2 protein-coding genes and 1 pseudogene are annotated in these 2,485 nt (G+C 74.9%); 1 reads left to right on the forward strand and 2 read right to left on the reverse strand.

Annotation, left to right across the window (positions count from 1 at the left end; translation table 11 throughout):
• Positions 1–1,500, forward strand: a 1,500-nt coding sequence (locus AOK18_RS23890) for a glycoside hydrolase family 13 protein (protein WP_055695673.1), incomplete at its 5' end; no start/stop codon positions are given.
• Between the two features lie 70 nt (positions 1,501–1,570).
• Here AOK18_RS23890 and AOK18_RS23895 read toward each other — a convergent pair.
• Positions 1,571–1,942, reverse strand: a complete 372-nt coding sequence (locus tag AOK18_RS23895) for a DUF6479 family protein (RefSeq protein WP_055572753.1) — start codon at positions 1,940–1,942, stop codon at positions 1,571–1,573.
• Positions 1,943–2,020: 78 nt separating this feature from the next.
• Positions 2,021–2,485 (reverse strand): annotated as a pseudogene (locus AOK18_RS34630) (hypothetical protein); the annotation flags it as partial.

Below are 2,485 nucleotides of genomic sequence, written 5' to 3' on the forward strand. Positions count from 1 at the left end.
CTGAGCCCCTTCTACCCCTCCGAACTCGCCGACGGCGGCTACGACGTCGCCGACCCGCGGGACGTGGACCCGCGCCTCGGCACCCTCGACGACTTCGACGCGCTGGTCGCCGAGGCCCACCGCCTCGGGCTGAAGGTCATCGTCGACATCGTCCCCAACCACACCTCCCACCGGCACGTCTGGTTCCAGGAGGCGCTGCGGGCCGGCCCCGGCTCCGCGGCCCGCGACCGCTACGTCTTCCGCGACGGCCGCGGCCCGGGGGGCGAGCGCCCGCCCACCGACTGGCAGTCCGTCTTCGGCGGCAGCGCCTGGCAGCGGGTGCCCGACGGGCAGTGGTACCTGCACCTCTTCGCCGTCGAACAGCCCGACCTGAACTGGGCCGACCAGGACGTCCGCGCCGACTTCCGCACCACCCTGCGGTTCTGGTCCGACCGGGGCGTGGACGGCTTCCGCGTCGACGTGGCGCACGCCCTCGCCAAGGACCTGGGCGAACCCCTGCGCGACCTCGGCACCCCGGAACGCAGCGGCGACGCCGCCCTGGCCGGGTTCGCGCCCGGCACCCACCCCTTCTTCGACCGCGACGAGGTGCACGAGATCTACCGCGACTGGCGGAAGATCTTCGACGCCTACTCCCCGCCCCGCACCGCCGTCGCCGAGGCCTGGGTGCCCGGAGCCCGGCGCGCCCTGTACGCCCGCCCGGACGAACTGGGCCAGGCCTTCAACTTCGAGTACCTGCAGGCCCCCTGGGACGCCGGGGCGCTCCGCGAGGTCATCGACGGCTCGCTGGAGACGGCCCGCGCGGCCGGCGCCCCGGCCACCTGGGTGCTCTCCAACCACGACGTCGTACGCCACGCCTCACGCCTGATGCTCCCCCCGGACACCGACACCGACGCCTGGCTGCTGTCCGGCGGACGCGCCCCGGCCGTCGACGCCGCCGCCGGACTGCGCCGGGCCCGCGCGGCGACCCTGCTGATGCTGGCCCTGCCCGGCTCGGCCTACCTGTACCAGGGCGAGGAACTCGGCCTGCCCGAGGTCGCCGACCTGCCCGCGGAGGTCCTCCAGGACCCGGTCTGGGAGCAGAGCGGCCGGGTCCGCAAGGGCCGCGACGGCTGCCGGGTGCCCCTGCCGTGGACGACGACCGGACCGTCGTACGGCTTCGGCGCCGGCGGTGCCTGGCTGCCGCAGCCGCCCGGCTTCGCCGCGTACGCCGTCGAGGCGCAGGACGGGGTGGAGGCGCGCGGGGGCGTGCCGGGATCGACCCTGGAGCTCTACCGCACGGCCCTGCGCCTGCGCCGCAAACTCCAGGGGGGCGAGACGCTGACCTGGGAGGAGGACGTTCCCGCCGGGGTGCTGCGGTTCGACCGCAACGACGGCTGGCGCTGCGTGGCCAACCTGTCGGCCGTCCCGGTCCCCCTGCCCGCGGGCGAGGTCCTGCTGACCAGCGCGCCCCTGACGGACGGCCGCCTGGCCCCGGACACGACGGCCTGGCTGAGCCGCTGACGGAGCCGGAGCGGGCCCGCCGACGAGTCCGGAGCCGGTCCGCGCACGGACCGGCTCCGGACTCCACCGGTCACACGTGTCCCGGACCCCCGCTGCCGAAGGCGCCGCTCGATCCGGGCAGCCAGCGCTTGCGCTGCTGGTCCTTTCCCGTTCTGGTGGCGGAGTGGTGGAGCTGGTAGGGCATGAGGCGTTCGCCGTCCCTCGGTGCCGTCGGCATCTCGTCCGGCTCCCGCATCTCCCGCATCTCGTGGACCGCGCCGGTCTCCGGCAGTCTCGGCTGGTCCTCGGGGCGGGGGCGGTTCTCCTCCTGGTCCATGACCTTCATGCCGATGCGGACGGCCCAGATCAGCGCACCGGCCACGACCAGGCCGCCGATGAAGGCCGCGCCCAGGTTCAGCACGTTCTGGCCCGCGGCCAGTAGTTCATACGTTGCCGTACTCATGCTCTGAGTATGGAGGAGGAAATGAGATAAAGCGCACGGAATGTCCCGATATCTCGTTCGGTCGTCCGACGGGCGCGGTTACCCCCCCGTCATGACGGATTGCGGCCGGAGGGAAGGCCGGGACGGGCCGTCGCGTCCCCACCTGTGCAGTTCGGGGCCCACCCCGGCCCTCCCCGCTGTCGCGGAGGCGGCGGCCGGGCCGCCCCCGCTCCGGCCCTCCGGCGGCGGGGGCGCGGGGCGTGCGCGCCGTGACCGCACGTCCCGGAGACCCGGATCGAAGCCCGCGTGAACGGCGCCCGGGACGGCCGACAGGTTGGCCACGCAGCGCCAGCCGTCGTTGCGGTCGAACCGCAGCACCCCGGCGGGAACGTCCTCCTCCCAGGTCAGCGTCTCGCCCCCCTGGAGTTTGCGGCGCAGGCGCAGGGCCGTGCGGTAGAGCTCCAGGGTCGATCCCGGCACGCCCCCGCGCGCCTCCACCCCGTCCTGCGCCTCGACGGCGTACGCGGCGAAGCCGGGCGGCTGCGGCAGCCAGGCACCGCCGGC

The organism is Streptomyces prasinopilosus, assembly GCF_001419695.1.
Classification (GTDB): Bacteria; Actinomycetota; Actinomycetes; order Streptomycetales; family Streptomycetaceae; genus Streptomyces; species Streptomyces prasinopilosus.